The following is a 23,847-nucleotide window of genomic DNA, read 5'->3' as shown; positions in this document are numbered from 1 at the left end:
AACCGATAACCGCCAGACAGCAAAAAAGCACGCTCTCAAGGGCGAGGCGCACTTTTCTGTTTATGCGGTTTGACCGCCGCGTCCGTCCGTCTTCATTCCGAGATATATCAGCATGTATGTCAAGTACCCCATCGTGATGACGAGACCGCCGAAGAAAAAGTCGGAGAATAGCGGTTCTTCATAAGCGGCGATGCCGGCAAGCGCGATCCAGCTTGCATACAGATAGCCGATAAAAAAGCGGACGCCGTTTTTTAATTTATACAACATCAACAAACCTGCAAGCGAAAACAATCCGAGTGCAAGCCTAAAATAGACAAGGTGGTCAAAATGAAAAGCAAACGTGACAAATGAAAATGACAGCAGCAGAATTATCGGTAATGCTGTAATGAATTTTCGCATCGTCTGTTCAACTCCTATTTCCTTATTATAAGGAAAATAGGAAAATTAAACTGTAGACATGACATTTTTCACAAAAATGTCATGTCCGCCGTCACATATTTGACAAAAATCTTATATTTTCACATCCCGCTTGCAGAAGCTCCACCAGGCCACAACGATAAAAAACACAAAATGAATGATGATGATAAAGACCGAAAACAGCGGTGTCATTCCTGCAAAAACAGTTTTTGCGTGTTCGCCGTATTGCGTGAAATCGGTGTTGGCAAACAGCAAAAATTTACCCCACGGATTTTGCAAATACGCCATGATCGTGACAAGCGCTTTGGCCCCGTACAGCACGACGATCGAAACCATGATGCTGAGCGCGCTGCTTCTGAACAAGGCAGAGCATAAAAACGCAAAGGAGACCATCATAAAAACCTCAAGCCACTGTGAACCGATGATTTGCAGCGTATTGAGAAATAACGGCTTTGCCGCAGGATCAAGCTTTATGCCGAAAAAGACGAGTCCGTAAAGCAGCGAAAAGCCGTAATAGACGACAAAGAGCCAAATGCTTGCAAGGACGCTTGTCAAAAATTTAGAAATGAGGATTTTTTCCCTGCTGACCGGTCGGATCAGCAGAAATTTGATCGTCTTTTTGTCGTATTCAAATGAAATAATCGAAGCTGCCACCGCAACCGATAGCCCCTGCAGGAGTATGTTGAGGTTCGGCGCAAAGGAAAAATAGCCGATGAAATGGTCTTCAGCGCCTGCGCCCGCCAATATCCGTTTCGTTACCAGCGCAAACAGAAATTGAAACGCAGCGATCAGCACCAGCGACACAAACGTCACCCTTCGCTTCAGCAGCTTGACATGCTCATTTTTGATGAGTCTGTACATCAAAATCCCCCTCCTCTTCCATGGCGGCCGTTAACGTCATGTATTCATCCTCCAGCAACTGCTTAAACGGAGCAATCGAATATACATCGATATCGTTCATGACAAGCTGTTTATTTAAAGCCGGAATTTTCCTTTTCTCAACTTTAACGGCTATGAGTCCTTTTTCCTTCCAGGCTTCATAGCCGTTCCCTTTCAGCCATTGAAGTGCTTTCTCCTCAGGCTCCACTTCCAAAAGCGCTTTTTCAAGCTTTTCTTCTGCGCCATGTAAGGTGACTGTCGATTTGACTCTTCCATTTTGAAGGATGACGACCCGATCGCACAAATCTTCGACTTCCTTCAACAAGTGCGTTGCAAACAAGATGACGGTTCCTTCCTCTTTGGCCAGCTCGCGAAGGTGTCCGCGGAAATCTTTCATTCCCGCAGGATCGAGACCGTTTGTCGGTTCGTCCAATATCAGCAGCTTCGGACGGTGTAGGATCGCCTGGGCAATCCCGAGGCGCTGCCTCATGCCGAGCGAGTATGTTTTGACTTTATCATCGATTGCATCTCCAAGGCCGACGCGTTCGACCACCTCATCGAGCCGCTCCTGAGCGATATCTTTGTGCATATTTGCATAATGTATGAGATTTTCATAGCCTGTGAGGTACGGATAAAATTCCGGGTTTTCCACGATTGCACCCACGGCCTGAATCGCTTTTTCGAATTGGCGGTCAATCGGAAAACCGTTAATGATGATCGACCCGCTGCTCTGTTTGATCAAACCGGTCATCAATTTGATAAGGGTCGTTTTTCCGGAACCGTTCGGACCAAGCAGGCCGATGATTTCCCCCTTGTCCGCCTCGAGATTGATGTTTTTCAGGATCGTCTTGCCGTCAATGATCTTATCGACGCCTTCTATATGTAAAACAGGTGTCATGGAGGTCCCTCCTTTTGTACAAAAAATAAACAGTGCCAAAAGGCACTGTTTGATTATAGCATTTTTCACCGTGTTACACAGACACTTCCGGATGCGGCGCTTCGATATTGCCGTGCTTTTTCTCGGTCTCGGTGACAATGACTGCGCATGCAGCATCTCCCGTCGTGTTGACGGCCGTTCTGACCATATCCAAAAGTCGGTCAATTCCCAAAATTAAGGCAATTCCGGCGACAGGAAGGTTTACAGATTGAAGCACCATCGCCAACATGATCAGGCCGACACCCAGGACTCCCGCCGTTCCGATGCTGGCCAGCACGGCTGTTAAAACGACCATTAACAGCTGCGGAATCGTCAGTTCGACTCCGTAGACCTGGGCGATAAAGATCGTCGCTACCCCTTGCATGATCGCCGTCCCATCCATATTGATCGTCGCTCCGAGCGGCTGAACGAAACTGCTGATCGGCTCCGGCACTTTCAGTTTTCTTTGAGCCACATCCATGGAAACTGGAAGCGTCGCATTGCTGCTTGACGTACTGAACGCTACGATCATCACTTCTGAGAAGTCCTTAAAAAATGTAATTGGATTCCGCTTTGCAAATAATGCAATCGTCGAACCGTAAGTGACGATCGTGTGTATAACAAGCGCCAATATGACAACGATCATGTACAGTCCCATCGCTTTGATCGCGTTCCATCCCTGGCTGCCGATTGCCGTCGCGATCAAACCGAACGTCCCGTACGGCGCGAATTTCATCACAAGGTTGACGAGATACATCATCAATTCGTTGCCTTGCTCAACCACTTTTAGGAGAGCGTCGGCTTTTTTCCCGAGCATCGTAATGCCGAGTCCAACCAGGATCGAGAAAGCGATGATCTGCAGCATATTTCCCTCAGCCATCGCCTGAACCGGATTCGTCGGAATGATGTTCAACAGCGTATCCGCAATGCTCGGTGCTTCCTCGGCCTTATATTGCGCGGAGCTCGTATCGTAGCTTCCGATTTCACCGGGCTTAATGATCAAAGCCAAAATAAGTCCGATGATGATGGCGACCGCTGTTGTCGATAAAAAGTACGCGATCGTTTTCGCACCGATTCTGCCGAGTTTTTTCGGATCTCCGAGACCGGCTACCCCTAAAGTCAGAGAAAAGAATACAATCGGGACGACCAGCATCTTAATGAGGTTTAAGAAAATGGTCCCAAGTGGCGCGAATACAAACGTGTTAAGCTTCGAGAACAGGTCCGGCGACGTAACGTTCAGCACAATGCCGACGACAGCACCAAGGATCAAACCAATGATAATTTTCGTTGCCAACTTCAATAAAATCCTCCCCTTTCTGAACAAAAAAGCCCATGAGAGAGGTCTCCCATGGACTTTTACAATTCCGTTTGGTTCCACATGGCTCTCTTCACGTCGATGGGGTTAGCTGACGGGTTCGGACGAAGAGATGTCCGTTTTTCCGCTAAAACGGAAAAATTCACCCCAAAAGATCGGGTCCCCCACTCCTACTAAAGGATTAAACGCGTGGCGTTATTTCGTTATATTACATTTATACCTGATAATTCGAAATATGTAAATAACCTATTTCGTTTTACAATTTATTACTTATCCTTAGGCTTCACGGCCTGCTTTTCGTCCTGGTTTGTCACATCGAGAACATCAAGCAGGAACACAAAAATCGGAATCCCGATAATCAGGCCCCAAATGCCCATGAAATGCTCGGAAAAAATCAGCACGATAAACGTGAAGAATATCGGCAGTTCCGTCTTGGCTGACATCAATTTCGGATTGAGGAAGTATGTTTCAATCGCATGAACGATCAAGATGACGAGCACTAAGGAGACGATGTATGCCATTCCTCCGATGCTGTAGGCTATGAAACTTAAAGGAATAAGAGAAATCACAACGCCGGCGACAGGAACCAATCCGAGGAAAAATACCATGACCGCAAGGCCGAAAAGCTGAGGAAAACCCATGATTCCGAGGGCGATGGTCGTTAACGCGCAGTTCACGGAAGCGATGATGAACTGAGCTTCAAGCACCTTGCCGAACGTTCGCGTAAACTTCTTTCCGAAAAACGCAATCTCCTCATAAAAAACAGCGACTTTGCTCGTTTTGAATTTATCCATCAATTTCATGACTTTATCTTTTTCTATCAAGAAAAACATACTGAGAATTAAGGACATAATCACCTGGATGCTGAATGTGCCGATGTCCGTGATATATGTATAGATAAAGTTAAGCCCTTTTTCCAAATATGATGTCAGGTTGATATCCCCGAACATGCCGGTGACCATATCGAGAAAAGGAATGCTGTCTGGATGAGAAGCGATATATTTGCCCTGTTTAATCAGCTGCTGAATCTGCTTGACGATAACGGGATAGTACACCGCCCCGCCGATCGAAAGACCAAGGACAAGCGCAGCGTATAAACAGGATATAATCAGCCTTTGGCTGACTTTGATAAAACGGTTTAAAAAACTTCTGATCACATTTTCCAAACGATTCATTAAAAACGTAAAAATAAATGTGAGCAGTATCAAATTCATCATGCTGCGGAAAAAGTATAAGATCCCCGCTAAAACAACAAAAACAAAAAAGCGCCTGACCCCAGGATGCTGAAAAAATTTAATCAACGCTGCCATTCGTGCACACTCCCACCAGTACTTTAGTCCTTAACTTTTAGCATATTCACGCTGTATATTTATAAGATGATGTATCATCTGTAAATTATATAACAAAAAAGCGCAGAAATCTCTTTCTGCGGCTTAAATAAATCTTAAAAAATTTTATTTTTCAAAACGTTTTTTGAATGCGAAAGGCGCCGGTTCTCCGGCGCCCCTTTTCTTAAACGGCAGTCTTCATCTTTTTCATCCGAGATACGGCTTCCATGCTTTTTTCTTCATCGAATTCTTTCTCGCTTTTTGCTACCACGATATTCGCGATTCCATTTCCGATCAGATTGACGATCGCCCTTCCTTCGCTCATAAAGCGATCGACCCCGAGCAGGAGTGCCAGGCCTTCAAGCGGAATGACCTGAAGGGCGGAAAGGGTTGACGCCAGTACGATAAATCCGCTTCCGGTCACGCCCGCAGCTCCTTTTGACGTCAGCATCAAGACGAGAATGATCGTAATCTGCTGGCCGATCGATAAATCGATGCCAAATACTTGCGCAAGGAAGACAACGGCCATCGATAAATAGATGGAAGTGCCGTCAAGGTTAAAGGAGTAGCCCGTCGGAATGACGAGGCCGACCACCGACTTCGAGCAGCCGTAGCGCTCCATCTTATCCATCATTCGCGGAAGCACGGATTCAGAGGAGCTTGTGCCGAGAACGATCAGCAGCTCGTCTTTAATAAAGCGCAAATAATTCCATAAACTAAAACCGTACATTCGGCAAATAATGTTCAATACGACAAACACGAATATAAACATCGTCAAGTAAACGGACAGCATCAGCTTTGCCAGCGGCTGCATGGATGCGAGCCCGAAATGTCCGATTGTATAGGTAATGGCGCCGAATGCACCGATCGGGGCAGCCCTCATAATATAGCCGATAATTTTGAAGAAAACCTGTGATAATTTATCAAAAAAATCGATGATGCTCTGCCCTTTTTTCCCCAATGCAGCAAGGCCGGTTCCAAAAAGAATGGAGAAAAATAGCACTTGCAGAATATCCCCTTTTGCAAAAGCGTCGACCATATTTGACGGCACGATATGCGTGACGAATTCCACCCAGTCTATGCCCTGGCCGCCGTTTTGGGTATATTGCGAGACATCCCCTTTTTCAAGCTTGCTGTAATCAAGGCCGGCCCCCGGTTTAATGAGGTTGACGACAAAGAGCCCGACAATGAGCGCAAGCGTTGTCACCACTTCAAAATAAATGAATGCCTTCCCTCCGACTTTGCCGACCTTTTTCATATCCCCCATTTTGGCAATGCCGAGGACAATCGTGAAGAAAATGATCGGTGCAATCACCATCTTCACGGCATTGATAAATGTATCACCAAGCGGTTTCATTTGTTTCCCGGCGTCAGGCCACAGGACGCCGACCAATACCCCTAGCAAAACCGCGGTGATGACTTGAAACGTCAAGTTTTTCAATAGTTTTGACAGCTTCATGTTCTCATCCCCCGTTTCGTTGAAAGCTGCTTAAGACTTTCTTACCATAATGGTAGCGCTTTCAAATGAATGAGAGAAGATTATGGTCATATCGGACATTTTGGTCTTTTTGGTCACGGATTTAATATGTTGCGATATAGCGGTTGACAGGACGGCCTATGCCGCCATATTGGATATCCAGCTTAACCCTCCCTTCTTTTTCCAAAAAGTCCAAGTACCGTCTCGCCGTCACCCTTGCGATGCCGAGTGCGTTTGCGACCTCTTCGGCGGAGTTCGGCTCTGTCTGCCGATTCATATATGCCATTATTTCCTTCAGTGTGAACATATTCAGCCCTTTTGGCAGCTCTTTGACCGGCTCCCTTTCGCCGCTGATATTCAGCATCGCATCAAGCTTTTCCTGCGAAAATGTCTCCGTCTCATGAAGCTTTTGCTTAAATAGTTTGTATTTTTCCAAAGACTTCCTGATTCTTTCCATTTTAAATGGCTTTAAAATGTAGTCGACCGCTCCGTTTTGCAGCATAAGGGCGATCGTTTCTTTATCCTTTGCCGCCGTGACGACGATGCAATCCGTCTCCAGTTTTTGCTTCCTGATCTCCTGCAGCGTTTTGATTCCGTCCTTTTTCGGCATATATACATCCAAAATCACGAGATCCGGCCGCACCTCTTTGATCAGCCTGATCCCTTCTTCGCCGTTTCCCGCCAGAGCCGCAACTTCAAAACCGCTGACGCCTGAGATAAACTCTTTATTTACCTCCTGAACCATCGGATCATCCTCGATCAGCAAAACACGAATGACATCTTTAGCCGTCATATTGGTCCTCCCCCTTTATTCCATTGGAATCAAAATTGAAAACGATGTTCCCTGCCCCGGGTATGATGCTGCGTCGATCTGTCCCATCCCTTTGTCGACGATTTGCTTCACTAAGTAAAGTCCGTACCCCGTTCCGTCCTCTTTATTCATTGTAAATCCCTTTTCATAAATACGGGGAAGATATGCTTCTTCCATTCCGCAGCCGTTGTCTTCTATTAAAATTGCCAGCACGTCCTCAGACTGTTCAATGCTGATATCGATCCGTTTCTCTTCCCTTGAAACAGATTCAAAGGAAGCGAAGGCATTCTCGATTAAATTTCCGAGCAGTACGACGATATCATGCTGGTCGATTTTCTTTGGAAAGCGGCGGAGGCTGCTGTTGGCATCGATGTTGACGCTGATGCCGAGCTCTTTTCCCCTCGTGATTTTGCTTAACAGCAGGCCTGCCGCCGCGTCGTTTTGAATCGCTTTGTTTAAAAAACGCGATGCATGTTCCTGTTCCGTCGTCGCCTGAAAAGCCAAATCAAGCGCCTGATCCGCTTTTCCCAATTGAATCAGGCCGGCGATAGTGTGAAGCTTGTTCATATGCTCGTGATTTTGCACCCTCAGCGCATCGATAAAGTTTTTCACGCCTGTCAGCTCTTCGGCAAGTTTCGCAGCTTCTGTCCGGTCCTGAAAAATCGCGACGGCACCGATCACCTTTTTCTTCATGACGATCGGAATCCGGCTGCTCATGATCACTTTTCCGCTGACCTGAATTTCCTCATTGTAAACGGGCCGGTTTTGATCAACGATCTCAGGAAGCCGCGTATCTGCTAATACATCGAAGATCAGCCGTCCGACGACGTCTCCGCTCACATTGAAAATCCGTTTTGCCTTTTCGTTAAAAATCGTAATGATGTATTGATTGTCAATCGCGATGACGCCTTCATTGATCGAATGGAAGGTGGCCGTCCGTTCCTCAAGCATTCTGACGATCTCATGGGGCTCCATCTTGAACATTTGCTTTTTGATATGCCTGGCCAATAAAAACGAGCCGACAAGCCCAAAAATCAACGTCAAAAAGACGACGGCCAAAATATCTTTCTTTAAATCTGCTAAGATATCGGCAATGCCCGGCAATGTCCTGCCGACGAGCACGACGCCGATCTGGTTCAGGTTTTCATCCTTGACCGGATAAAACGCGCGAACGGCAGGACCAAGCTCGCCCTCCGCTTCTGAGAAATAAATATGCTCGGCAAACGCCGCTTCCTCATCTTCTCCCAATGATCGCTTCCCGATCGCCCCTGAGACGGGATGCGAATAGCGGATATGGTTCATGTCCATGACAACGATATAATCCGCTTCATTAATGATCCGTATATCTTCAACAACATCGTTGAGAGAACGGGGAACGGAATGCTCCAAAGCACTCTTGACGTCAGAGAGCTCTGCGACCGTTCTCGCCGTGTTCATCAGCCTTTTTTTCAATTCGCGTTCTTCCGTCTGCTGAATGTTTCCGATTAAGACGATGCCGCCGATAATCAAGGAGAAAATCACAACCAAATACGATAAAATCGTAATTTTCCAGCGGATCGATATCCGATTGATTTTCATTTTTCCTCCTTCATGGAAAACCTTCATCTTTACGAGCCGTCACCTGAAACAGTATGCTTATCATAGCGGACTTTAGAAAGAGGAGGTTTTAAATGAAAAGCTTGCTTGCATTTTTAAGTATGCTTGTGTTCGGTATTGCAACCGCTTTATATATAGGCTTTCATGACAATTTCCCCAGCCGCGACCGCATATACGACGATGAGCAGAAGGGGCTGAAAGAGCTGGTTGTGTTCAAGTTCAGCCATGTCGTTGCGGAAAATACGCCGAAAGGGCTCGCCGCAAAAAAGTTCGCCCAATTGGTTAATGAAAAATCAGATGGAAAAATAAAAATTGAGGTTTTTCCAAACGGAAGCCTCTATTCCGATATTGAAGAAATCAAAGCCTTAAAAGAAGGCGATGTTCAGTTTATCGCGCCTTCGACATCAAAGCTCGGCATGCTTTCACCCGATTGGTTCGTTTTGGATCTGCCTTACGCCTTTGCGGATTATGATGCAGTGAGAGAAGGCCTGCACGGGAAAATCGGAGAACAGCTGTTTGCATCGCTGGAAAAAGACCGGATCAAAGGCCTTGCCTATTGGACAAACGGCTTTAAGCAGATTACCTCCAACAAAGGCCCGGTCAAAAACCCGGATGACCTGAAAGGCCAAACTTTGCGCATCATGCAGAGCGATGTCATCGAGGATCAGTTTAAGCTGCTTCAGGCGAAAGGCCGGCAGGATTCCTTCAATTCCACCTTTCAGCTTCTCGAATCGAAAAAAGTCGACGGAGAAGAAAACACGATTTCAAACATCTATTCTAAAAAATTTTATAATGTCCAGAACTATATGACAATAAGCAATCACGGATACCTCGGCTATGCCGTCATGACGGATCAGACATGGTGGAACAGCCTGCCAAAGGAGACGAAGCGGATTTTATCAGAGGCGATGAAGGAGACGACCGAATGGAATGAAAAGCACGCCGCCGAGATGAACAAAGATCAGCTTCAACAAATCAGGAAGCATTCGCCCATCCTCATCCATGAGTTAACGGTTGAGGAGCGAAAAGCATGGATGAAGCGGCTCAATCCCGTCTACGATCAATACAAGCCGATCATCGGGGAACACCTGATTCAACAGGTAAGAGACTTACAGAAAAAACACTTCACGTCAAACGGGCAGTAAAAAAGAGAAGGACTCGAGTCCTTCTCTTTTTCTTGTCAACCGCTTCTTCTTTGGCGTCGCCTTTTTCACCGATCTCCCGGTAAAAATCTTTATCATGGTTTTTGCTTGTCGCTTCCCCGCCTTTTTCACCGATCTCCTGGTAGAATTCTTTATCGTGGTTTTTGCTTGTTGCTTCTCCGCCTTTTTCACCGATCTCCTGGTAGAATTCCTTATCGTGGTTTTTGCTTGTTGCTTCTCCGCCTTTTCGGCCTGCTTCCTCGCGGCTCATTTTGTGATCATTGTTGTTTGCCATTTTGAATTCCTCCTTTTGAAGTGTTTGGTTTATACATTCCACATCTGAAAAAGAGTAAACAAAAATAGCACATTCGGACGGAGAGCCGGAGAATATTCTGGCTCGTTCACGACCTGCCGTCGACCGTCCATCCAGGTTCAGGTACCGTGCAATTGCTTTTCAATGCCTGATTGATCTCTGCGGCGCCTTCGATGAGCGTAACTTCGATTGCATGAAACATGCCCGTCTGATTCGTTTTTGCAAAGATCGCATCATGGTCATGCTCCATAAAATTCAAATAATCGTGTTTCGACTCCCACAGCGCCATGATCACGGCCTCCCATCCGTCTTCAGACTGCCGAAAGCCGCCCCATTGCCTGATGAAGCCTTTTGCGTTTTGAAGCGGGCTCCATTTCGCCTGCGCTTCGCTGAACGGCTGTTTATGCAGTTCATCTGTTTTGCAGCAAATCAGCTTCAGCACATTTCCTTCGTTAAACATCACGGTTTCCGCGCTCGTTTGTTCCATACACAGATTGACGGTCCTTGCGTTTGCGCGGGTCCGATGAATCACGCCTTTCGGAATGAGCAGCGTATCCTTCGGCTGCAGCACCTCTGTGCCGCAGTCCTTAAAGTCGATGAGAAGCTCCCCCTCCAATACGATAAACAGCTCATCTGAATCGGGGTGGAAATGCCACATGTACTCGCCCTCCAAGACCGCAATCCGCAAGCAGTGGTCGTTCACCTCCGAAACGATGGAATTGGCATATTTTTCCTCAATCCCCTTCGTCAAAGAGGAAAAATTCATTTTGTTCATCTGTTTCACCTTTCGAATTTGACATTCTTTTCAACTTATTTTACCATTTGACTTTTGTGCATTCGCCTTTTAAAGTGTTGAATATTGATGAAAAAAGGAGTTTATCGAATGATGCAAACACAAAACGGAAAAGCCTACGGGCTTTTGCCGCTCTTCTTATTTGTCTGTTTATTCGTAGGATCAGGGCTTATCACCGGCGATTTCTACAGCCTGCCGATCGTTTGCGCCGCCCTGATCGCAGCGGTTTTTTCACTCGCGATGAACCGAAAAGAGACGCTGAACCAAAAGATGGAGCGGTTCGCAAAAGGGGCGGGGCACCCCGATATTATGATCATGATTATGATCTTCATTTTAGCCGGGGCTTTTTCTTCGGCGACGAAAGCGATGGGAGCGGTCGATTCGACCGTGCATCTGGCGCTGTCTTTCATTCCTGGGCAGTTCATGGTCGCGGGTCTGTTTGTCATCGCCGCTTTCATTTCGATTTCCCTGGGGACTTCGATGGGAACGATAGCGGCTCTTGCTCCGATCGGCGCAGGGATAAGCGGAGAAATCGGGATTTCCGCCTCGCTCACGGCGGCTGCTGTCGTCGGGGGAGCGATGTTCGGCGATAACTTGTCCTTTATATCTGACACGACAATCGCGGCAGTCCGCACGCAAAAAACGAAAATGACCGACAAGTTCAAAACGAATTTTCTGATCATCCTGCCCGCCGCCGTTATCACGATTATCCTATTTATGATCTTCACTTCGGGAGGCCATCCCGGGGTTCAGTCAGAATCATACAGCTTGGTGAAGGTGCTTCCGTATCTCTGTGTGCTGATTTTTGCGCTTCTCGGGTTTAACGTGATGGCCGTCATCCTCGCCGGAATCGTTTTGGCCGGAATCATCGGAATCGCCGACGGCAGCCTGACCGTACACACCTATTTGACAGCCGTCACCGAAGGAATCAGCGGCATGTCCGAGCTGATTATCTTATCCCTTTTGATCGGCGGAATGGCGGAAATGATGAAGCGAAACGGCGGAATCGCCTTCCTGCTTGGCTTCGTGTCCCGCCGGATTCGGTCGAAAAAAGGCGCGGAAGCCGGAATTGCCGGGATTGTCAGCGCCACAAACCTGGCCACGGCCAACAACACGATCGCAATTATCACATCCGGTCCTCTTGCCAAAGATTTGTCAGATCAATACGGTATTGATCGTCGTAAGTCGGCGAGCATCCTTGATATTTTCTCATGCGCGGTTCAAGGGCTGATTCCGTATGGCGCCCAGCTCTTGTCAGCGGCGCAGATTGCGAAAATATCGCCGATCAGCGTCCTTCCTTATTCCTATTATCCGATTTTGATCGGCGTTTGCGGGATCTGTGCGATAATATTCGGTTTACCAAGATTTACGGAACGGAAAAGCTGACGAGCATAAGCCCTCAAGTATGAGGGCTTCATTTTTTTTCTTTGTATGTACCATCTTGATAGACTTTGTATAATCCAACTGTCCCGCTGCCGCCGTTTTTCCGTAATGACTTTGATGTTAATGCAACTGTATAGAAAGAACCATTACCGTCCGTCTCCAAATCTCCCCCCATATCATCAAATACGATATCATCCTGGTTTTCCATTTTTAATTTACTTTTTAAGTGCTCAATTGCAGAACTTCCGGAAGTAATGTCAGTGCGATTGGATTGTGAGGAGCTCGATTTTTGATCATCTGAGTCCGTATCTCCGTTCTTTTTTGATGATGCCGGCGATTTCTGATCGCCGCTGCCGTTTGCTGATGATGTTGAGGAGCTTTGATCATCGCTGTTTGTTATTGTCTGATGATCCCCCGAATTTGAATCGCCTGTTGAAGCATTCTGTTTTTGATCGGTATTAGAAGAATTTGTTTCAGAAGAATTTGTTTTAGCACCTGTATGTTCTGATGATGTCGAAGTCGCCGAATGACTGCTGCATCCCGCTGCCATGACCAAAAACACAGCCGGCAAAGCGAAAGACACGATTTTTTTCACAAATTTCCCCTCCTTCCCCTTATCATTTTATAACCCGGCTGTCATATAGGGCAATCGGAATAAACATGAATATAAAAAACCCGCGAAGAATGATCTGCACCCTGTCAAGTAGACAGTGGAAATAACTAAAACACACTAGACGGCTTTAGCCCTGTATTCCACTGGGCTGAGGCCGTTTAGTTTTTCTTATAGACGATCGTGGTTGTAAAAGTGGATATATTCATCAATTGCGCTTTGAAGTGCCTCAAATGTCTCGTACGAATTCCGTCTGTATTTCTCGCATTTTAATTTCCCCCAAAACGACTCAATGGGGCCGTTATCAATACAGCGGCCGACGCGGGACATACTCTGTGTCATATTTGCGTTTTCAATCATCCTTCTAAACTGGTGGGACGTGTATTGAAAACCTCTGTCGCTGTGAAGGAGAGGACGTGCGTTTGGGGCTGCCTCAAGCGCTTGGTTCAAGGTTTTAAACACAAGGGCGTTATTATTGGATTTCCCCAGCACATAAGACACGACCATTCCCTCATGAAGATCTAAAATGGCACTGAGGTACGCTTTCCGATGGCCGTATTTTAGCTCTGTCACATCAGTCACCCATTTTTGATTTGGTTTGTCCGCTTTAAACTCTCGATTCAGGATATTTTCGGACACATGTTGAGGCGTCGCTTTGCCGTAACGTTTTTTCTTCCGCCGAATGACACACTCCAGCTTGGCAATTTTCATCAGCCGATAGATGCGCTTATGATTGAGGCGCTCTTTAAAGCGGCGGTTCATGTTTAAGGTCATTCTGCGGTATCCGTAGATACCGCCAATTTGTTCGTGAAGTAGCGCCATTTTGGCGATAATCTTTTCATTCTGTTTTTCTCTCGCTGAAGGTACTCGGCTCCTCCATTTGTAATACCCCTGGCGCGAAACTTCGGCAATCTCACATAACATTTGGACAGAAAAGCCTTCTTTTCGATTCAGCTCTAAAATGGCGAGATATCGATCTTCGTACCGAACCTGACTTAGAACCGCCTCCTTTTGATCTCTTCCAACTTTTTTAAGAACGCATTCTCTGCGCGCAAACGCTCATTTTCCTGTTCCAGCCGTTTGTTTTCCCGTTGAATTTTTTCTTCAGGTGTCAGTTCTTCTTCGGTTTTGCGTTTTCCCCGTGTATCTTTTAAGGCTTCTTCTCCACCTTCTTGATACTTTTTCACCCATTGATACACCTGTTGGTAGGAGACTTGATGAATCTCCATTGATCTGGCGTAGTCCTTTCCATGAGCTAGACAATCCTTCGCAATCTCAATCCGTTCTTCCAATGAAACGTTCTTCCGTTTGGTCATCAAACGATTCCTTCCTCTCCCGCTGTCTTTTAACGTTTTATGACCATTATAAAGCTCAACCCACTTCATGAGTACGGATTTACTGGAAATCTTATATTTTCTCGAGATTTCTCTTTGAGAGTAGCGTCCGGATAAGAAGTCTTTCACGGCATTGTATTTTAATTCTGCGGGATAGAACTTATGGCGCTTTGAACGTTCCAAACTCTCCACACCCGCCATATCATGCGATGTTCTCCATTCACGAATCGTTTCGGCATGAATGCCATATTTTTCTGCGATCTCCTTCACCGAATTATTGCCCTGATCACATTCTGATAGAATATTCAATTTTTCTTCTTTTGAAAACCATTTTCCAGCCATGAAAAAACTCCCCCAAGGCAAACAGATTTTTTTATTTCATCTGTCTACCTTTAGGGGAGCATATCAGAATCACAGGTCTTTTTGGTCAGAACGATGTTGCCGTTATCTCTCATCGGCGGGATCTGATGTCTCCGGATCATTCTTCATATCCTCAAGCCGCTCCAATATTCTCCGCTTCTTATACATCATCATTCCCGCTTCCGCTACTCCGCTTATCATCGAACGGTTTGTGACAGCGCCAAACAAAATGCCGGCCACGGGCACCATTTGAAACAGCTTTTTCCACCCGAAAGAATCGCGGTATGTATAAACGACTTCCCGCCATCCCTGAATCTGCGAAATCATGTTTTGGCGTGCGCCGGGCTGCTTGTGGTATTGGCTGAGCTCCCCGATGATCGCTTTTTTTCCGACGATGTCCGCTGCACTTAGCTGCAGGCATTTGATAATGAACATCCGCTCTGTTTTATCTTTCGGATCGTATCCGTATGATACCGCAATATCCTGCAATGTTTTCAGCGAAAGGCCGAGAATGGCCGGAATATCGATGGCAAGGGTAAACAAACCGCCGACGCCCGTCGTTGCTCCTTGAACGACCGCCGTGTTGGCCCTGTTCTTCCCCAGTTCTTCGCAAATATGGTCCATGACGGAGATCGGAGCTTTTTTAATATCGTCAATCGTTTGAATCGATTCGTCCGGCAGTTCTTTTTGAAACTTTCGAATCAGATGCTTTTCAGATGTTAAATATCGGCCTCCGTTTTGAATAAAGCCTCCGATTTCATCAAGCAAAAGGCCGATTTTATCCTGGATAAACGCCGGCGTAAGCTTGTCCAGCACTTTAAACGGAATCCGGCCGATCCTTTCCCAAAACCACACTTTTTGCTGCTCTTTTTCCCATTTTTCAATGTCTTTCAGCTGGGCCTCTAAATCCGACTGTTCATTATGCATAGGACGTCTGTCCTCCTTACCGTTTTTTATAGTATACAATGAAACGCCGTTTTTTTAACCGCATGAAACGGGTATGACAAAACCAATAGCGAAAAAGGGGGTGTGAAAAGGATGCCTTGGACAATGGAGGACTATCCTGCTTCACTGAAAAATCTGGACAAGCCGGTCAGAAAAAAAGCGATCGAAATAGCAAACGCGATGATTGACGAAGGCTATGACGAAGGCCGCGCGATTCCGATCGCGACGAGCCAAGCGAAAGAGTGGGCCGAAAACAGAAGCGAACGCGAGATCAACGCGTTTTTGGAAAACGGCCGCGAAACAACGCGGGATGAGGGAGATTCAAACCAGCGCCCCCAGCTGGCCGAAAAGCGCGAGCATGTCGTAAAGCATGAAAAAGGCTGGGCCGTAAAGGCAGAGGATGCAAAACGCGCAAGCGATGTAAAGGAGACAAAAGCTGAGGCGGTTAAACGGGCAAAGGAAATCGCCCGGAACAAGGGAAGCTCCGTCATCGTCCATCAAAAGGACGGCAGCGTTCAAAAAAAGATACGGATGAACTAAAAAAATGACGCTCCGGTATTGGAGCGTCTCAGTTTTGGCGGACGAGGCCGAAAATGGCGTCCGCCGCCCGTTTGTAACCGCCGGCGTCCCTTAGTGACCGGCCGATGTCCGCAGCTCTTGCAGCATAGGAACTGTTATTGATGATCTCTTTGATTTTTTGCCGCAATATGCTTGAGGACAGCTCTTTTTTGTCAAGCTTCAGTCCGGCTCCTGCCTTCTCGACCTGCGAGGCGACAAGAAATTGATCTCCCCCCATCGGAATGACGATAAGCGGCGTGTCAAAGTAGAGCCCTTCATTTGTGCTGTTCATTCCTCCGTGCGTGACGAATAAATCGGCGATTTTCAATAGTTCCAGCTGCGGTATATACGGCCTTACGATAAAGTGTCCGGGGATCTGGTCAAGATCGGCCGGGTCCGTATATTTGCCGATTGACATCACCACTTTGCCGTCAAAATCTTTTAAGGCTTCAATGCACATATTGTACACCTCTTGTTGGCGATTAAAAATCGTCCCCATTGAAATGACGATGACCTTTTCGCCTTCCAGTTCGGCGAACGGAAAATCGGCAAACTCCTGCCGGCTGGTAACGGACGGTCCCACAAACAAATAATCGTCTCCAAATTTATCCGCCTGCGGCTGAAATTCTCTTGAAGTGAAGACGACCGTGATATCCCCCGGACAAAGGAAAACATCGAACGGATCGTCAAGGCTGATCGGATACCTTGCGTTTAACTCCGCCATCATCTCTTTGAATTTTTCAAAATAAGGCGAGCTTTCGAAATCACCCTGCCTGTCTTTAAACGACCTGCTCATGTCTTTATTAATCGCAAACGTCGTGCACAATGAAATGCCCGGAAGACCGAGCATCTCCGCAACGATTTTTCCTGCCAAAAAGTGATGGTCAAAAATAACATAGTCGTACGTTTCATGGCGCACTTCTTCATATATAAGGTCAACGATGCCGCTCGCCTTTTTCGCCATGTTGTACATCATTTCGGCGTAGTCCCTGTTTTCATCGCCTGTCATGTTTTTTCCGAAGGATAACGTTTCTCTGAAATCCGGGTACAAACGGACTTCAGCCCCTGTTTTTTTGATTTTTTCCGCGTATTCTTCGACAGCATAATAAACGATCGTCTCTCCCCTGCTTTGAAGCTCCTTTGTCACACCTAAAGAGGGGTTGATGTGGCCTTCGCCCGGGAAGTTGATCATCAGCGCTTTTCCCATCGTGATCTTCCTTTCGTTTGAAAAATTTATAAAGGACTTTACTACAAAAAAGCGGGATCGTAAAGTATTTAATTAAGTTAATAATAAATTAACATAACTATTTTACTATTTATTTTCTCTTTGCATATGTTTCCTTAAAAATCCTGCGGCATGCAAATAAGCGGATATGATTAAGAAAAAAGGGCTTTTTATTTCTTGACAGATGCCGTTTCCAAGCCGATTTTACTTTTTTTCGTTCAAAAACTAAAACCGGGTGAATCGTGACACACTACAGGATAAGAAACACATGACGGAGGGTCTGACACATGGAAGAGAAAACAACCCGGATTGAAAAAGATTTTTTAGGCGAAAAAGAAGTCCCGTCTGACGCTTATTACGGCGTACAGACGATGAGGGCCGTTGAGAACTTTCCGATTACCGGCTACCAAATCGACGAAGAGCTGATTAAAGCATTGGCGATGGTGAAAAAAGCGGCAGCTCTTTCCAATATGGAAATTAAGCGGCTGTACAAAGGCCTTGGCGAGGTGATCGTTCAAGCGGCCGGAGAAATCGTCGACGGCCTCTGGCATGATCATTTCATCGTCGATCCCATTCAGGGCGGGGCCGGAACGTCGATGAATATGAATACAAACGAAGTTATCGCGAACAGGGGATTGGAGCTGTTGGGAAAAGAAAAAGGCGATTATTTCCATTTGAGCCCGAATACGCACGTCAACATGGCTCAATCGACGAATGACGTATTTCCGACCGCCATACACCTGGCAACCTTGAACCATTTGAAAAAACTGCTGGCGACAATGGGGGATATGCTGGATGCCTTCCGAAAAAAAGCGGCCGAATTCGATTCCGTCATCAAAATGGGACGGACTCATCTTCAAGACGCCGTCCCGATCCGTCTCGGACAGGAATTTGAAGCGTATTCGCGCGTGATCGAACGGGACATCGAGCGGATTAAGCAATCCCGGCACCACCTGTATGAAGTCAATATGGGTGCGACGGCGGTGGGAACGGGGCTGAACGCTGACCCGCGATATATTAAAAACGTCGTCAAACATTTGTCTGAGATCAGCGGATACGAGCTGACCGGCGCAGATCATCTTGTCGACGCCACCCAAAATACGGATGCTTACACAGAAGTCTCCGCCGCCTTAAAGGTAGGAATGATGAACATGTCGAAGATCGCCAATGATCTTCGGCTGATGGCATCAGGACCAAGGGCAGGCCTTGCCGAGATCAGGCTCCCTCCCCGCCAGCCCGGATCTTCTATCATGCCCGGCAAAGTCAATCCGGTGATGCCAGAGGTAATGAATCAGATCGCGTTCCAGGTCATCGGCAATGATCATACGATCTGCCTTGCATCAGAAGCCGGCCAGCTCGAGTTAAACGTCATGGAGCCTGTCCTTGTCTTCAATCTGCTGCAATCGATCAAGATCATGAACAACGGCTTCCGCGTATTCACCGACTATTGCGTCAAGGGGATTGAAGCGAATGAGATCAGGCTGAAAGAATTCGTCGAAAAAAGCGTCGGCGTCATTACGGCGGTCAATCCCCATCTCGGCTATGAGGCCGCCGCGCGGATTGCGAAAGAAGCGATCGCCACAGGCAGATCGGTCCGCGAACTCTGCCTGCTGCACGGCGTATTGACAGAAGAAGAGCTTGACTTGATTCTCGATCCTTACGAGATGACCCACCCAGGCATCGCAGGCGCTTCATTGCTCGAAGATTAGCACCCGATGCGCTTTCAAATGTTTATGTAACTCCCAAGGAGGCTAAACACATAATACAAATCATTTGAAAGAGGAGGAAAAGACAATGTTAGGATTTCTCGTTTCTATCGTCGTTGCCATTGTGATCGGACTGATCGGGGGGAGCCATCGGAGGAAACGGCGCTCCTGGAGGCATCATCGGCTCGATGGTCGTCGGTTTTATCGGCGCCTGGATCGGCCACGGGCTGTTTGGCACATGGGGGCCGGATATTGCGGGCTTCGCCATCATTCCGGCTATTATCGGAGCCGCGATTCTCGTCTTTATATTAAGCTTGATCTTCCGCGGAAGAATGGGATCTGAAGCATAAGCGGCCACACGCCAGCATCGTGTCAAAACGATGCTGGTTTTTGTTTGCATGAAACACTTCCTGCATACACTATAAAATCAAACGGTTGACATTTTATGATGGCAGGCATATGATTAAATTACATTTTGCACTAAGGAAACTTTTGTGCACAAGGAAAAACAACAGAGAATCTAGGTGAATCAGATGGTCAGTAATGACATGTCCAGACACACTCAAATATCAAAAGAAGCTCAAGACGCATTAGACGGAAAAAGCAGAGGCTTTAAAAGGCTGCTTCCCTTTTTGGGCCCCGCTTTCATAGCGGCCATCGCCTATATTGATCCCGGGAACTTTGCCACGAATATCGCCGCCGGTTCCAAGTACGGGTATTTGCTTTTATGGGTTATTCTTTTTTCAAATATCATGGCGCTTCTCATCCAATCATTATCCGCCAAGCTCGGGATTGCTACGGGGAAAAACCTGCCTGAAGTCGCAAGAGAAGAGTTTCCAAAACCGGTTTCTGTCGGCCTGTGGATTCAAGGAGAGCTCGTCGTCATCGCGACCGATCTGGCCGAATTCATCGGGGCCGCGCTCGGGCTCAACCTGTTGTTCGGCATTCCGCTTCTTGAAGCTTCCCTCATCGCAGCTGTGGGATCGTTTGCGATTTTGGAGCTGCAAAGACGCGGTTTCCGCCCGCTGGAAGCGGCGATTACGGGAATGCTGTTTATCGTCGTGATCGCTTTTGCGCTTCAGACATTTTTTGCAAAGCCTGATCCGGCGGCGGTGCTTCAAGGTATGCTCATCCCCCGCTTTCACGGGGCAGACAGCATTCTTCTGGCGGCAGGAATCCTGGGAGCGACGGTTATGCCCCATGCGATTTACCTTCACTCCGCTCTCACGCAGCGAAGAGTGGTAGGAAAAACAGAAGCGGAAAAGAAAAAGATTTTTCGCTTTGAATTCATTGATATATTAATCGCAATGCTCATTGCCGGAGCGATCAACGCCAGCATGCTGATCGTCGCCGCTGCCCTGTTCTTCAAAAACGGCATTTTCGTAGAAGACCTGGATGTAGCTTTTCATCATTTCAGCAGCATGGTCAGCCCCCTATCCGCCGTACTGTTCGGCGTCGGGCTTTTGATTGCGGGCTTGTCAAGCTCTTCTGTCGGAACGCTGTCAGGGGATATTATCATGCAGGGCTTTATCAATTTCAGGATTCCGCTTTATGTCAGACGATTCATTACGATTCTGCCGCCTATCGCGATCATCGCATCAGGCGTCAATCCGACGACCGCTCTCGTCCTAAGCCAGGTCGTCCTGTCTTTCGGCATCGCATTTGCCCTCATTCCGCTCATTTTATTTACAAGCAGCGGGCGGATTATGGGAAGCTTGAAAAACGCGAAGTGGGTGACGGCCGTATCCTGGATCATCACGGCGCTTATCGTCTCGCTGAACATCTTCCTTATATTTGATACATTATTTGGTTAAAAAAGCTGACGTATGTCGGCTTTTTTATATTATACTGTTGAAAAAGGAGGATTCTGGATGTTCACACTTACTGTTCATGATGACTTGTATTTAAAATTGCTTGAACCGAAGGATGCCCGCGCTGTCTACATGCTCATCCAGCAATCGAAAAATCATTTAAGAAAATGGCTGTTTTGGGTCGACGGGGCGAAGAAGCTCGAAGACAGCGAAGCCTTTATTGAAGAAAGCATGAAGCAGCAAGCGGCAAACAACGGGTTTCAGGCGGGGATCTGGTATCAAGGCGAGTTTGCCGGCATCATCGGTCTCCACTATATCAACTGGATTAACCGGACGACTTCTATCGGCTACTGGCTCGGGGAACCGTTTCAGGGGAAAGGCATTATGACGGATGCATGCCGCGCGCTGATCGATCAGCTGTTCAACGAGTATGAATTAAACCGGATCGAAATCAGGGCGGCTGTAAAAAATGTCAAAAGCCGGGCCATCCCTGAAAGACTCGGCTTTACGAAAGAAGGCTGCCTCAGACAATGCGAGTGGCTTCACGACCATTTTGCCGACCATATCGTCTACGGGCTTCTGCGTGAAGAATATGCCGCCCAAAGAAAGAGTTAAGGATTTGTCACACGCATTTTCCGCCTCAATCTGGTATGATAGATATCAAAAAATATGGAGTTTTTGGCTATGAAAATTTTTTTATTGTTTTATCTATGGATCATTCCGCTTATTGTCGGATTAATCTTTTTTGTTATCACCCAAAAGACAAGCTTTCAAAAAAGATTTTATCCGGCTTACACGATGATCGGCCTGGCCGCCCTCGTATTTGCCGTCTGCTACTTGATCGGACAGCCTTATCTCGGCAATTTTTTCGGCGGCACGATGCTGTTCGGAACGGTTCTTCCGTTCATGGCCGCGGGGATGAAGAAGAAGAAATGATCCAATCCGTCATAAATATAAGCCTGACTTCCGAGCGTTGCGGAAGCAGGCTTTTTTGATGTTACAGTTCAAACGGCGGGATTCTTCTGCCGTCTATATCCGCAAAATCGTACTCTTCCGCCAAATCGCCGGCTCTCAGCACTTTGCCGCTTTTCTCTAAAATATTCGGGTCGCCGGCCAGACAGACGGCGGCCCGCCCGACATAATAAGGCGTTTCCGTCCGCTTTAATTCCCCGATTTCGTGCCAGTGCGCCTCATCTGTATGAAACTCCCGAAGGACAAGCTCCGTTCTCATAAAACCCGGGGACAGCCCCAAAACGGCGATGCCGTCCCGCTTAAGTTCTGAAGAGAGACCGTACGCCATCCGGTTCAGTGCATTCTTAGCCAAGTCATAGTAAAAATTCCCGATATACTTGTCCCTGTCCCAAAACGTTGTATGAATGATCACGCCCGCACCATTCAGGCGAAACAGCGGAATTGCATAATAATTGGTCATGAGCTGGGCGCGGACACCGGCCGTAAACATATTGTCCCAGTGCCCCGGAGGCTGCTCCCAAAAAGGCTTTGATTCAATTTTCCGCTCATTACCGCCCCATACGTTGTTGACGAGGATATCGAGGCGCCCTTGTTCAGTCCTGATTCTGTCGATGAGATGCTTCGTTTCTTGATCATTCGTATGGTCGCACACCGCCCCAATCGCTTTTCCCCCTGCTGCTTTGATTTGCGACACGGTATCATCGACAGAGCCCGGCCACCCATTTGTCGTGTTTCCTTTCGCGCTTCGTCCAGTGACATATACCGTGGCCCCGGCCTTTCCCAATTCCTCGGCAATCGCCCGGCCCGCTCCCCTGGATGCTCCCGTTACGAGCGCAATTTTTCCTTTTAAACTTTCCATTAATTTCATCCCTTTCTCGATGTTTGATTCCCAGTATATCCGTTTAATCTTGACACCTTTTGTCATGTTTTATTTAATGAAAGAAATAAAACAGGAGAAGGTGATCTGAGTTGAGAGGAGACCGGCTGATGTCGATCGTTTTGCTGTTGCAGTCCTACGGGCGGATATCAGCAAAAGCGCTGGCTAAACAGCTTGAAGTATCGGAACGTACGATTCACAGGGATATGGAGGCGCTGAGCGGTGCTGGAATCCCCGTTTATGCGGAGCGCGGAAAAAACGGCGGATGGCGGCTGATGGAGGACTATCAAACGAAGCTGACCGGTTTAAAAGAACAGGAAATCCGCTCGCTTTTCATTTCTCCTTCTACGCAATTGCTGGAAGATTTGGGACTCGCCAGGCCTTCGCACGAAGCGCGGACGAAATTAATGGCCTCCCTCCCTCCCGCTTACAGGGAACAGGCGAAAGAAGTATGGCGCCGGATTCACATTGATACCAGCACTTGGCGAAACCAAACAGAGAAAATCGCCGCTTTCGCCGTTCTTCAAGAGGCCATCTGGAAGGAAAACAAGCTCCGGATCACCTATGAACGGGCAGACGGAAAAACGAACACCCGGATTGTGTGTCCGCTCGGTTTGGCTGCGAAAGGGCATGTCTGGTATCTCATCGCATCACACGGCGAAAACATCAGAAACTACAGAGCTTCACGCATCCACTCTGCACAATCGCTTGACGAAACGTTTACAAGGCCTGACGATTTCAATCTTGCACAGTATTGGGAAGCGTCGACGAAATCGTTCATCGACAATCTGCCGGCATACGAAGTGCGCGCATTAGCCGCACCGTCCATTTTTCCGAGACTGATGTTTACGGGACGATTCGTAAAAATCGCCCAAAAAGAGGCTGCCGGGGAAGATGGCTGGATTCCGGTTACGTTTTCCTTCAATGCAGAGAAAGAGGCGCTGGAGTATTTGCTCGGGTTTGCCGATCAGATCAAAGTGCTGGAACCCCGCGAAATGCGCCAAGCTCTTTTAAAAGCCGCAAAGGCTGCGGTCGATTTTTACAGACGGGAGTACGATTGAAAAACATCACCCCCTTTT

21 protein-coding genes, 4 pseudogenes and 1 riboswitch are annotated in these 23,847 nt (G+C 47.3%); of the genes and pseudogenes, 9 read left to right on the top strand and 16 right to left on the bottom strand.

Annotation, left to right across the window (positions count from 1 at the left end; translation table 11 throughout):
• Positions 1-60: 60 nt before the first annotated feature.
• From NSQ39_RS02935 to NSQ39_RS02900, 8 genes are all read right to left on the bottom strand, one after another.
• Positions 61-399, bottom strand: coding sequence for a hypothetical protein (locus NSQ39_RS02935; RefSeq protein ID WP_048356038.1), 339 nt, complete (start codon positions 397-399; stop codon positions 61-63).
• 111 nt (positions 400-510) lie between these two features.
• A complete protein-coding gene (locus NSQ39_RS02930; protein ID WP_046132210.1) occupies positions 511-1,278 on the bottom strand; it encodes an ABC transporter permease in 768 nt (255 codons plus the stop codon).
• A complete protein-coding gene (locus NSQ39_RS02925) occupies positions 1,256-2,194 on the bottom strand; it encodes an ABC transporter ATP-binding protein (protein ID WP_216899436.1) in 939 nt (312 codons plus the stop codon). Before NSQ39_RS02925 ends, NSQ39_RS02930 begins: the two co-directional genes overlap by 23 nt.
• Before the next feature lie 73 nt (positions 2,195-2,267).
• Positions 2,268-3,512 carry a dicarboxylate/amino acid:cation symporter gene (locus NSQ39_RS02920; RefSeq protein ID WP_216899434.1) on the bottom strand — a complete coding sequence of 415 codons (1,245 nt, stop codon included), beginning with the start codon at positions 3,510-3,512 and terminating at the stop codon, positions 2,268-2,270.
• 77 nt (positions 3,513-3,589) lie between these two features.
• A riboswitch (cyclic di-AMP (ydaO/yuaA leader) is annotated at positions 3,590-3,725 on the bottom strand.
• A 68-nt stretch (positions 3,726-3,793) separates the two neighbouring features.
• Positions 3,794-4,837, bottom strand: a complete 1,044-nt coding sequence (locus NSQ39_RS02915; RefSeq protein WP_046132213.1) for an AI-2E family transporter — start codon at positions 4,835-4,837, stop codon at positions 3,794-3,796.
• A 202-nt stretch (positions 4,838-5,039) separates the two neighbouring features.
• Complete coding sequence (dctP, locus tag NSQ39_RS02910; RefSeq protein WP_341014139.1) at positions 5,040-6,314, bottom strand: C4-dicarboxylate transporter DctP; 1,275 nt, start codon at positions 6,312-6,314, stop codon at positions 5,040-5,042.
• 121 nt (positions 6,315-6,435) lie between these two features.
• Positions 6,436-7,125: a response regulator gene (locus NSQ39_RS02905; protein WP_046132215.1), complete on the bottom strand. Its 690-nt coding sequence runs from the start codon at positions 7,123-7,125 to the stop codon at positions 6,436-6,438.
• 15 nt (positions 7,126-7,140) lie between these two features.
• Positions 7,141-8,721: an ATP-binding protein gene (locus NSQ39_RS02900; RefSeq protein WP_175077599.1), complete on the bottom strand. Its 1,581-nt coding sequence runs from the start codon at positions 8,719-8,721 to the stop codon at positions 7,141-7,143.
• 92 nt (positions 8,722-8,813) lie between these two features.
• On the opposite strand from NSQ39_RS02900, the gene NSQ39_RS02895 reads away from it, so the two are divergent.
• Positions 8,814-9,884: a TRAP transporter substrate-binding protein gene (locus tag NSQ39_RS02895; RefSeq protein ID WP_175077598.1), complete on the top strand. Its 1,071-nt coding sequence runs from the start codon at positions 8,814-8,816 to the stop codon at positions 9,882-9,884.
• Between the two features lie 28 nt (positions 9,885-9,912).
• Here the strand turns inward: NSQ39_RS02895 and NSQ39_RS02890 are convergent.
• From NSQ39_RS02890 to NSQ39_RS02880, 3 pseudogenes are all read right to left on the bottom strand, one after another.
• A pseudogene (locus NSQ39_RS02890) lies at positions 9,913-10,176 on the bottom strand (KGG domain-containing protein); the annotation flags it as partial.
• A gap of 106 nt (positions 10,177-10,282) precedes the next feature.
• A pseudogene (locus NSQ39_RS02885) lies at positions 10,283-10,621 on the bottom strand (DUF4937 domain-containing protein); the annotation flags it as partial.
• Between the two features lie 21 nt (positions 10,622-10,642).
• Positions 10,643-10,969 (bottom strand): annotated as a pseudogene (locus NSQ39_RS02880) (cupin domain-containing protein); the annotation flags it as partial.
• A gap of 111 nt (positions 10,970-11,080) precedes the next feature.
• Here NSQ39_RS02880 and NSQ39_RS02875 point away from each other — a divergent pair.
• Positions 11,081-12,373 (top strand): Na+/H+ antiporter NhaC family protein, encoded by a 1,293-nt coding sequence (locus tag NSQ39_RS02875; protein WP_175077604.1) that lies wholly within the window; start codon positions 11,081-11,083, stop codon positions 12,371-12,373.
• A gap of 28 nt (positions 12,374-12,401) precedes the next feature.
• On the opposite strand, the gene NSQ39_RS02870 is transcribed toward NSQ39_RS02875, so the two are convergent.
• The 3 genes from NSQ39_RS02870 to NSQ39_RS02860 all read right to left on the bottom strand — a co-directional run bounded on the left by NSQ39_RS02870 (position 12,402) and on the right by NSQ39_RS02860 (position 15,601).
• A complete protein-coding gene (locus NSQ39_RS02870) occupies positions 12,402-12,965 on the bottom strand; it encodes a hypothetical protein (protein WP_175077596.1) in 564 nt (187 codons plus the stop codon).
• A 186-nt stretch (positions 12,966-13,151) separates the two neighbouring features.
• Positions 13,152-14,656 (bottom strand): IS3 family transposase gene (locus NSQ39_RS02865; protein WP_341014135.1). Its coding sequence is split into 2 segments (ribosomal slippage): positions 13,152-13,999 and positions 13,999-14,656, totalling 1,506 coding nucleotides; the frame shifts between segments, so codons are not numbered across the junction.
• A 102-nt stretch (positions 14,657-14,758) separates the two neighbouring features.
• Positions 14,759-15,601: an EcsC family protein gene (locus NSQ39_RS02860; protein ID WP_175076955.1), complete on the bottom strand. Its 843-nt coding sequence runs from the start codon at positions 15,599-15,601 to the stop codon at positions 14,759-14,761.
• A 111-nt stretch (positions 15,602-15,712) separates the two neighbouring features.
• On the opposite strand from NSQ39_RS02860, the gene NSQ39_RS02855 reads away from it, so the two are divergent.
• Positions 15,713-16,159: a DUF2188 domain-containing protein gene (locus NSQ39_RS02855; RefSeq protein WP_175076954.1), complete on the top strand. Its 447-nt coding sequence runs from the start codon at positions 15,713-15,715 to the stop codon at positions 16,157-16,159.
• Between the two features lie 28 nt (positions 16,160-16,187).
• Here NSQ39_RS02855 and NSQ39_RS02850 read toward each other — a convergent pair whose 3' ends face one another.
• The gene (locus NSQ39_RS02850) at positions 16,188-17,384 is read right to left on the bottom strand and encodes a macrolide family glycosyltransferase (protein ID WP_341014132.1); all 1,197 of its coding nucleotides are present in this window, start codon (positions 17,382-17,384) and stop codon (positions 16,188-16,190) included.
• A 305-nt stretch (positions 17,385-17,689) separates the two neighbouring features.
• Here NSQ39_RS02850 and aspA point away from each other — a divergent pair, with 305 nt between their 5' ends.
• From aspA to NSQ39_RS02825, 5 genes and pseudogenes are all read left to right on the top strand, one after another.
• On the top strand, positions 17,690-19,111 hold the full coding sequence (gene aspA, locus NSQ39_RS02845) for an aspartate ammonia-lyase (protein WP_175076952.1): 1,422 nt from the start codon (positions 17,690-17,692) through the stop codon (positions 19,109-19,111).
• An 85-nt stretch (positions 19,112-19,196) separates the two neighbouring features.
• Positions 19,197-19,458 (top strand): annotated as a pseudogene (locus NSQ39_RS02840) (GlsB/YeaQ/YmgE family stress response membrane protein).
• Between the two features lie 183 nt (positions 19,459-19,641).
• A complete protein-coding gene (locus tag NSQ39_RS02835; protein WP_175076951.1) occupies positions 19,642-20,922 on the top strand; it encodes an Nramp family divalent metal transporter in 1,281 nt (426 codons plus the stop codon).
• A 57-nt stretch (positions 20,923-20,979) separates the two neighbouring features.
• Positions 20,980-21,534, top strand: coding sequence for a GNAT family N-acetyltransferase (locus NSQ39_RS02830; RefSeq protein ID WP_046130248.1), 555 nt, complete (start codon positions 20,980-20,982; stop codon positions 21,532-21,534).
• A gap of 69 nt (positions 21,535-21,603) precedes the next feature.
• Entirely contained in the window at positions 21,604-21,855 is a 252-nt protein-coding gene (locus NSQ39_RS02825) for a hypothetical protein (RefSeq protein ID WP_175076950.1), read from the top strand.
• Positions 21,856-21,916: 61 nt separating this feature from the next.
• Here NSQ39_RS02825 and NSQ39_RS02820 read toward each other — a convergent pair whose 3' ends face one another.
• On the bottom strand, positions 21,917-22,750 hold the full coding sequence (locus NSQ39_RS02820; protein WP_175076949.1) for an SDR family NAD(P)-dependent oxidoreductase: 834 nt from the start codon (positions 22,748-22,750) through the stop codon (positions 21,917-21,919).
• 110 nt (positions 22,751-22,860) lie between these two features.
• Here NSQ39_RS02820 and NSQ39_RS02815 point away from each other — a divergent pair, with 110 nt between their 5' ends.
• Positions 22,861-23,829, top strand: coding sequence for a helix-turn-helix transcriptional regulator (locus NSQ39_RS02815; RefSeq protein ID WP_175076948.1), 969 nt, complete (start codon positions 22,861-22,863; stop codon positions 23,827-23,829).
• Positions 23,830-23,847: the final 18 nt, after the last annotated feature.

This window comes from Bacillus sp. FSL W8-0848 (assembly GCF_038007805.1).
Classification (GTDB): domain Bacteria; phylum Bacillota; class Bacilli; order Bacillales; family Bacillaceae; genus Bacillus; species Bacillus glycinifermentans.
Note: the sequence above shows the minus strand (reverse complement) of the source record. Positions and strands in the feature narration are given on the sequence as shown.